Below are 8,637 nucleotides of genomic sequence, written 5' to 3'. Positions count from 1 at the left end.
GGTATAAGACTTACCTTGCGGTAAAATAGCTTCTGCAAAAACACGTTGCAATGAGAACATGCCCGGGTCCCAACCGCAGGAAATGAGAGCTGCCGTGCCGGCGGCTTTAGCGGCCTTATCTACATTATTGAAGTGTTCCGTAATACGCGGATGCGTATCGAAACTGTCAATACATGTGAAGTGGGCAGCTACTGCCGGGGTTTGTTCAATTAAGTCCGTTGCAGAACCGCCGCACAGAATCATGACGTCGATTTTACCCTTGAAATTAAGCATTTCATCCATTGTATAAGCCGGTACGCCGCTTACTGTTTTAATACCCTTACGGCGAGAAAAAACGCCTATCAATTCCATGTCCGGCTGTAATTTTACGGATGCTTCCGCGCCGCGACCCAAGTTTCCATAACCGACAATACCGATGCGAATTTTGTCCATGTCGTGCCTCCTGTATAAATACCTTTACTTCTATAAATCGGTTTTTATTGTATCACATTCGTCGTTTGTTGTGTATGTATTTTTGCTTAAAACTTTAATTTTTTAATTCTATTCACGGCCTCAACCGTATTTTCTCTTGAACCGAATGCCGTAAGCCTCATATATCCTTCTCCGTGCGGACCGAAACCGCTACCGGGAGTGGTGACAACACCGGTTTGTTCCAAAAGCAGGTCGAAGAAGTCCCAACTTTTCATGCCTTTAGGCGTTTGTACCCAGGCATAAGGAGAGTTGAGAGCTCCGTAAACGGTATATCCCGCATCTGTTAAACCGTCGCGAATGATACGGGCGTTTTCCATGTAATAGGCTACATCTGCACGGCATTGCTTTTGACCTTCTTCGGAGTAGTATGCTTCGGCGGCACGTTGAATGATATACGGCGTACCGTTGAAGAAGGTGCATTGGCGACGATTCCACATGGGGTTTAAAGGGGTTTTAATGCCGTCGTGAGTATAAGCGACACAGGCTTTAGGTACGACTACGTAGGAACAACGAGTGCCTGTAAAGCCTGCATTTTTCGAAAAAGAACGTAGTTCGATGGCCACCTCTTTGGCCCCGTCTATTTCGAAAATACTGTGGGGAACGTCGTTTTCCGTAATATAAGCCTCATAGGCCGAGTCGTAGATCAAGATGACCTTATTGCGATGAGCGTAATCCACCCATTCCTGCAAATCCTCACGCGACATGGCTGTGCCCGTCGGATTGCTGGGATTGCACAGGTAAACGATGTCGACAGGTTCAGTAGGCGGGGTAGCTTTAAAGCCGTTTTCCGGCGTGCAGGGTAAGTAGACGACGCCGTCGTAACGCCCCGTTTTTTCATTAAAGGCTCCTGTATGGCCGAACATAACATTGGAGTCGAGGTATACGGGATATACAGGGTCGGCAATTGCAAAGGTAAGATTATGGCCAAAAATTTCCTGAATGCAGGCTACATCTGTTTTGGCTCCGTCACCGATAAAAACTTCGTCCGTATCAAGGCTTACTCCGCGGGTTTCATAATCGCCCTTAATGATGGCATGACGGAGAAAATCATACCCCTGTTCGGGGCCGTAGCCGTGAAACGTTTCGGCAGTTGCCATGTCGTCAACTGCTTTGTGGAGTGCTTCAATAATAGCGGGTGCCAGAGGTTTCGTGACGTCACCGATACCGAGACGGATTACTTGTCTGTCAGTTTTCTTTTCATAGTCGGCAACCTTCTTGGCAATTGTTTGGAATAAATAATTCCCGGGAAGTTTGTTGTAGTTTTCGTTTACGTGAGCCATAAGGGCCTCCTTAAGAAGATTTATTCATTTCAAATAAAATGATATTTTATTCTACTACACCCCTTTTTTGTTGAAAAGGAGGAAAAATCATATTTGCACACTGTGCTATACAAATGGGTAATGCCGTGTAGCACATAACGGTATATGTGTAGCTTATGAATAGACGGGGGATGTGTGCTGACGATGACAGCAGGCTTTCTGTTTGGTATACTGGGCGTACGGAAAATATGGCGGAATACGAGCCGAAGAAAGAGGGGAAGATAATGGGTATTGAAAAAACGGAAACCTATACGCAAACACGCGAATTGCCACTGAATTGTCCGGCTTGCAGTGCGGCCGGCACGACCATAATATATGAGCAAATTGACGGAACGACACAAATGAGGGACAGAATTCTTACAGACAGCGATTTGTTTATGTATGAATGTCCGCATTGCGGTGAACGGGTGCGCATAGAAGCTCCTTGCATTTATGTGGATGAAAAACGGAAAATCGCCGTCTGGAATATGCCTGATCCGAAGTTTGAATTTACGGAACAAGCTTTGGCTGAAAAAATCGGTAATTGGGACATAAGTGATTATACATGTCGCATTACGCGCAGCTGGGGGGAATTGAGGGAAAAGATTATCGAACTTGAGAGCTCGGTAGACGATCGCATTTGTGAGGTCATCAAAAGCGGTGCTTACAGTTTGATTAAGGCTGAAGATCGTAAAGTGTTACCTCTTGAGTCGTATCATATAGATTATTGCACACAAGAAGGAGATAGTCGGGCTATCGGATTAGTATTTATGCGATCCGATATGGGTGGACAAGCGTATGTATATCCCTTGACGGATCGGGTAATACAGGTAACGGACGACATCTTCCGACCTTTGCTGGACGGGCTGGACTTATATAATCGTCGCGGCGAGTTTTTCCGGTTTACTTATGAAACGGCACACAATTTTGTTATGCAAACGACTGAGGCGGCACAAGAACAAAATAAGAAATATGAAGAACTCATCAGCCTGTGGGTGAAGACCTTGGCTAAAGAACTATATCATGTCGACTTGTAAAACTGATAGATCAGGGTAACGAAAACCGTGCCTTTTAGATAAGGTGCGGTTTTTTGTTATGCTGTAGACGTATAAAGAGGTCTTAGCGTATGTATAAAGCGGTGGGGCTCTTTCGTCGCCCTGCGTAAGGATATATAATCAAGATATATAGTTCTGTTGATAAATAATTATAGGAGAACGGGTATGAATGCATACACTCTTTCAAATTTGACGGATATGGTTAAAGAAGGCTTGCATACAAGACGATTTTTAAAACAAATCAATCTTACGGCAGAAGCCTTGGATCGTATTATTACACGAACTTCTGTAGATGAGGCCGTTGCGGAAGTCGCATTCATGACAAATGAAGACGGTCGTTTCAGAACCGAGGCCGTACCGGGTGTTTTAAAGCGGCATATACCGGTGCTGGTAAACGAGCCGTCATGCGGTTGGTTAAAATATTGTTATTACTATATACTGGCCCGTATTTATCCGGAAAATGTAGCTTATTGGACAGACGATCACATTGAAACGGTGCTGTCTCGAGATGATGAGTACGGATTGGGACGTGCCGTTGTGTTGCAGATTTTGCGTAGCCTATATAGATATGAACGCCGATATCTTCCGTTTTCTCCTTTACGGGAAATGAGATTTTTGTCGCCGGAAGAGATTATAGAAAACGGCTTTAGTGAAGAATATCTGAAACTTCGCGATATCAGTACGGAGTATTATATTTATGAATTTATGCGTATCGGCTGTGCCATTACCCCTTACGATACACTGGGACATATAGGAGGGGTGCATTATGTGGCTGTATACGCGGCACGACAACTTTTTGCCGCCGGGGTGCCCGTTGATGTAGCCCTCGTATCGGGAGCGGCAGCTGTACATGACATAGGAAAATACGGTTCCAAGAAGAGCGAAGAACGCAGAGTTCCGTACCTGCACTATTTTTATACGGATCTTTGTTGTCGCCGTGTAGGTATCCCCGAAATCGGTCATATTGCGGCAAACCACTCTGTTTGGGATTTGGAACTGGAAAACTTGCCGGTTGAGGCATTGTTATTAATTTATGCTGATTTTCGCGTTAAAAGTCGGCGAGAAAACGGTCGTGAAAAAGTTTGTTTCTATACATTAAAAGAAGCTTTTGATGTTATTTTGCAAAAGTTGGATAATGTAGACGAGGCTAAAAAGCATCGCTATCAAAGAGTGTACGAGAAGTTGGCCGACTTTGAACAATATATGACTATGTCCGGTGTTAATACGGTTTTACCTGACGATTTTTCCGATTGGCCGGCCAGTCCGGGAAACCGTGAGAATGGGGAGCCTGTGTTGCGTGAAGGGGAATCGGTCGTTCGCGCTTTGACCTATACGGCTATTGATCACAATATCCGTATGATGCGTCTTTTCCAAAAAGGGAATGAGTTTTCACGTTTTTTGGAAGAGGCTCGCAGTGAGCGCAGTTGGAAGAACGTACGTAATTACATAAGTACGCTTGAAGAGTATTTTACATATATGACGGAGCGTCAGAAAACGATTACACTGCAATTTCTTTATGAAATTTTGTCGTATCAGGATGTAGACATTCGTATGCAGGCTGCCAGATTGATGGGAAATATTGTCGCGACTTTTGAAGAAAAGTATCGCAAAGAGATTCCCGAAGGCATTACCATGCCTCCCAGAGAGGTAACCAGTGCCGGCCTTTTTGCACATTATATGTCGCTAATCGTAAAGCCCGGCTGGCGTTTTACGCAACAACATCGGAACTGGATTTCCTACTGCCTGGGAGAATTTGTGCAAAGTGCCTTGCAATATTGTGATGAAGATGAGTGCCGGGAATATTTGGATATTTTACAACGATACTATAGCCGCACGAACTATCAAAGTGAGATTTTCATTGTCTTGCTTACTGCCTTGAATCGCGCTGATATTATACAGGGCGCAACGGGATTTATTGAAACCTTGGGGACTTTTATCGAAGCGGCTTTGAGTCATGCCGATTTAAATGTACGCGTTGCGGCTTTGCGTTGCAAAGCCACTCTGGTAGATGCGTATGATGAGGAGATGTATTTTGCCGACTTGTTGGATACGCTGGGACTTTCGGCTAATGAAGCGGATTTGAATGAAGAATCGGGAGCTCTTTTTCTGGATAATTTGAAGATGAGCACTCACTGGGTCATTAAGGCCGCTAACATCGAGGTTCTTTTGCACTTTTTACAAATGACACATCAGCCGAGCAGTGTTATGCACTTGGGTACGCATTTAGCCAATGTATTGAAAGTCAGCGAAAGTTGTTTCGTTCGGGCCGCTGCCGGAAAGGCTTTGTTGCGAGTTGCCGCTTATATGACATTTACACAACGCAATGAAATTGCCGTGGAACTGTTTAACGGTCTCGAATTGGGAGATTTGCGCATATCAAAGTATGTTCCCGAATATTTAGGCCGGCTTGTATTACAACTGTCGCCGAGCGAAGTGGATGAATTTATCGGTAATATTGAAAATCAAATTGTGACGGCCACGACTCATGTAGCCGCTTCAATGGTTCATACGGTGGGTGTCATGGTCGGCAATTTTCAGGAATTTGCCGAACGCTTTCCCCAGGAAGAAATTCGAAACGAGAGTCGGAAACGGCGATTACTGTATATCATGATTAAGACATATGCGCACTTTAACAGGGAACTGAGTCGCGATGCCTTTAGACAAATGGGGCGGTTTATCTTTGCCAACCCTGTCTTGTCTTTGGATGAAGTGGATTTTTTCTTTTCTCATGCGTATAAGAAATTGCTCGTCTTATTGTCTGAACAACAAGAAGAGGCTCTCGATTTTTATAACAATGCGGCAGTGCTTAATCACATTTATCGCTATATCGGGATTCATCGATTGGAACGGGAACGTTTTGATTTTGCCCCACCTCGCAAGGTGTGCTTTTATCCGGGAACCTTCGACCCTTTCAGCCTGGGCCATAAAGCGATTGCCATTCAGATTCGAGACTTGGGCTTTGACGTGTATTTGGCACTTGATGAATTTTCTTGGTCGAAGCATACACAGCCGCGCTTGATGCGAAGAAAGATTATGAATATGTCCGTTGCCGATAAAGAGCATATTTACCCATTCCCCGACGATATTTCTATCAATATGGCTAACCCGTCCGACCTGAAGAGGTTGAAAGAAATTTTTGCGGGTCGCGAACTGTACTTGGCTGTCGGTACGGACGTTATAGAAAATGCGTCGGCATACAGAAACGAACCGTCGGAACACTCGGTTCACACATTGAATCATATTGCTTTTGAGCGGGAGACAAGAAACGGAAAATACGATCCCGAATCGTTTTGTCATCCCATACAGGGAGACTTAATCACCTTAAAGCTGGATAAGTTTTATGAGGATATCAGCTCTACGCGTATTCGTGAGAACATCGACTTAAATCGGGATATATCGAATCTTATCGATGCGGTGGCACAGCAGTTTATTTATGAAAATAATTTATATTTACGTGAACCGGCATACAAGCACGTTTTTGATGCAAAGAACATGGATATAAGCCTCTTTGAAACGCATCAGAAGAGTGAAGAGCTGCCGTCTGCAGGAGAATTGAATGCCGCCGGCTATGACGGTATGTGTGTTTCATCCTATGTTTGCCGTGATGATGTTCGTTCTTTGTATATAGAGTGGACCGAAAAGGAACGACAAGTCATTGCTTATGCGGCGGCTCATCATGTGGGTATTCGTGAATTGCACACCGAATTCGGTGATACGGATATTGCGTCTCGCATCCGTGAGGCTGCGGAAGGAACTGTTGCGTCCATAGGCTTCCTCTATATCCGGATGGCGGTCGCGGCGGGAGATATTCGGGAAATTCTTATTACGGAGCTGATGACCGCTCTTATTGCACAAGACTATGCATATGCCTTGTATCATCCTGTTGATGCGGCCGGTGGTTACGGAGATGAAGCGATGATTGAGGCCTTGCAAGACAGAGGATTTCAGAACATTGCCCCGCCCGGAGCCGATCCGGTATATGCCGTCAGCTTGAAGAGTCCCGTGGTTCTTTTTAGAGATGTGGAGACTGTTTTGAAGAATCCCTTTAACAAGAACCTTACGGTATTGCAGGCTTTAGATAAGGCTCACGAACGGTTGTTGGAAACCATGCGACGTATTTATCCGGGAAAGCTTATTCTTTCTTTTACTCCGAGCGTTGTGCACAAAAAAATTATTAATGAAGCCGTGCACTTAAACGGCGTTTCCGCAGTAAATGACGGTAAACGACGTTACGGTCCGTACATGTCCGTACCCTTCGGTAAGACCTTAAGTGATGTCTTAATACCCAATACGGTAACGAAGGCTTTACACATAGAAAAGTATTTTGAACGGTCTGTGCGAGGTTTTAAAATGGCGGAATCACGGTACTATTCGTCCGTAATCAATCAGGTAAAGACTATCCGCTCCTTTAATCGACCGGTGATGTTGATTGACGATTTATTACATAAGGGTTATCGCATGCGTATGCTCGTTCCTTATTTGGAGGAATGCGGAATCGATATTAAGGCCGTCTTAACAGGTGTAATGACAGGTCGGGCGGCCGATATGATGAGTGAATGGGGAATACGGGCTGAGTGTGCTTACTTTCTGCCTACTCTGGAGGTATGGCTGAATGAACGCGACTGTTATCCTTTCTTAGGGGGCGACAGTATCATGCAGGCTGACGGAAGCGGCGATGACAATCCGTTCATCAATCTTGTCTTGCCTTATGTAAAACCCGGGTTTATCGGTAAGGGGGATGACGAGGCCGTATACCGGTATTCGCGCACTTGCCTGAAAAATGCGCTGCACATTATGGAAACTTTGCAGGAGACATATCAGCAGACATTTGAACGACGCCTAACTTTGAAACGTCTGGGTGAGGTGGTTTCACCCTTGCGCATTCCCGATATGAACCCCGGAGTAATCTTTGATAAGAGTATGAATCCGTCACGGTTTATAGAAAATGATATTGAACAATTACTAAGATTTCGATGGAAAAATTCGTAGATTCTAAATAGGAGATATATCATGTATATTCATGATTTACCGAAGGAAGCGGGCATTCTTAAGACTATAGACTTAGTTGCGTTTCAAATGCCGCAACGGCGTCTGAAAGTAAATATTGCGGCTCTCGGTGATGTAGGGACTACTATGCTGACAGGTCTGCGCCTTTTAGGCGGAGATTGTCTTGACCGATGCGGCATGTATGACATTAACAAGGCCAATCTGGAACGGCTGGAAATGGAGATGAATCAAATCATTTATCCTGACGGGTCTGTGCGGGTGCCGCCCGTTGAAATTGTGACGGAAGAGACACTTTTTGATTGTGATGTCTTTATCTTTTGTGCTACTAAGGCTGTGCCGCCGGTAAGTGTCGGAGGGGATGTGCGCATGGCCCAGTATGAAGCAAACAAAGGATTGGTGAAGCATTTTGCTTGTTTGGCTCGCGAACGAAAATTCTCCGGGCTGACCTGCATCGTGTCGGATCCCGTGGATCCGTTATGTCGAGTATTTTTAAAAGAAGCGGCAGTGCCGCCCGGATATGTGCAAGGATTCGGCTTGGGAGTGATGTACGGACGAGCCTTGTATTATGCTGAAAAAAACGGTATAGGTGAAAGATTTAAAGCCGAGGGGCGCGTATACGGGCCGCACGGGGCCGATTTAGTCGTAGCCGACAGTTTGAAGGATTATGATGACGAACTTTCTCGACAGCTAACGGAGAGGGTCGTAACGGCTAATCTTGTTGTCCGTGATTTGGGCTACAAACCGTATATTGCACCGGCCTTGTCATCAGCGGCACTGTCTATTCTTTATGCCTTACGCGGACAGTG

At 45.2% G+C, this 8,637-nt stretch carries 4 protein-coding genes and 1 pseudogene; 3 read left to right on the top strand and 2 right to left on the bottom strand.

Annotated elements, in window-relative coordinates; translation table 11 throughout:
* Positions 1-432, bottom strand: a pseudogene (locus tag PGX78_RS03685) (diaminopimelate dehydrogenase); the annotation flags it as partial.
* A gap of 86 nt (positions 433-518) precedes the next feature.
* Positions 519-1,751: an LL-diaminopimelate aminotransferase gene (locus tag PGX78_RS03680; protein ID WP_270445444.1), complete on the bottom strand. Its 1,233-nt coding sequence runs from the start codon at positions 1,749-1,751 to the stop codon at positions 519-521.
* 227 nt (positions 1,752-1,978) lie between these two features.
* On the opposite strand from PGX78_RS03680, the gene PGX78_RS03675 reads away from it, so the two are divergent.
* The 3 genes from PGX78_RS03675 to PGX78_RS03665 all read left to right on the top strand — a co-directional run.
* Positions 1,979-2,806, top strand: a complete 828-nt coding sequence (locus PGX78_RS03675) for a CpXC domain-containing protein (protein ID WP_270445443.1) — start codon at positions 1,979-1,981, stop codon at positions 2,804-2,806.
* Positions 2,807-2,989: 183 nt separating this feature from the next.
* The gene (locus PGX78_RS03670) at positions 2,990-7,813 is read left to right on the top strand and encodes a nicotinate-nicotinamide nucleotide adenylyltransferase (protein WP_270445442.1); all 4,824 of its coding nucleotides are present in this window, start codon (positions 2,990-2,992) and stop codon (positions 7,811-7,813) included.
* A gap of 21 nt (positions 7,814-7,834) precedes the next feature.
* Positions 7,835-8,637: lactate/malate family dehydrogenase (locus PGX78_RS03665; protein ID WP_270445441.1), on the top strand; the 803-nt coding region annotated here is incomplete at its 3' end.

This window comes from Megasphaera sp. AF13-6AC, from assembly GCF_027685385.1.
Lineage (GTDB): Bacteria > Bacillota > Negativicutes > Veillonellales > Megasphaeraceae > Megasphaera > Megasphaera micronuciformis.
Note: the sequence above shows the minus strand (reverse complement) of the source record. Positions and strands in the feature narration are given on the sequence as shown.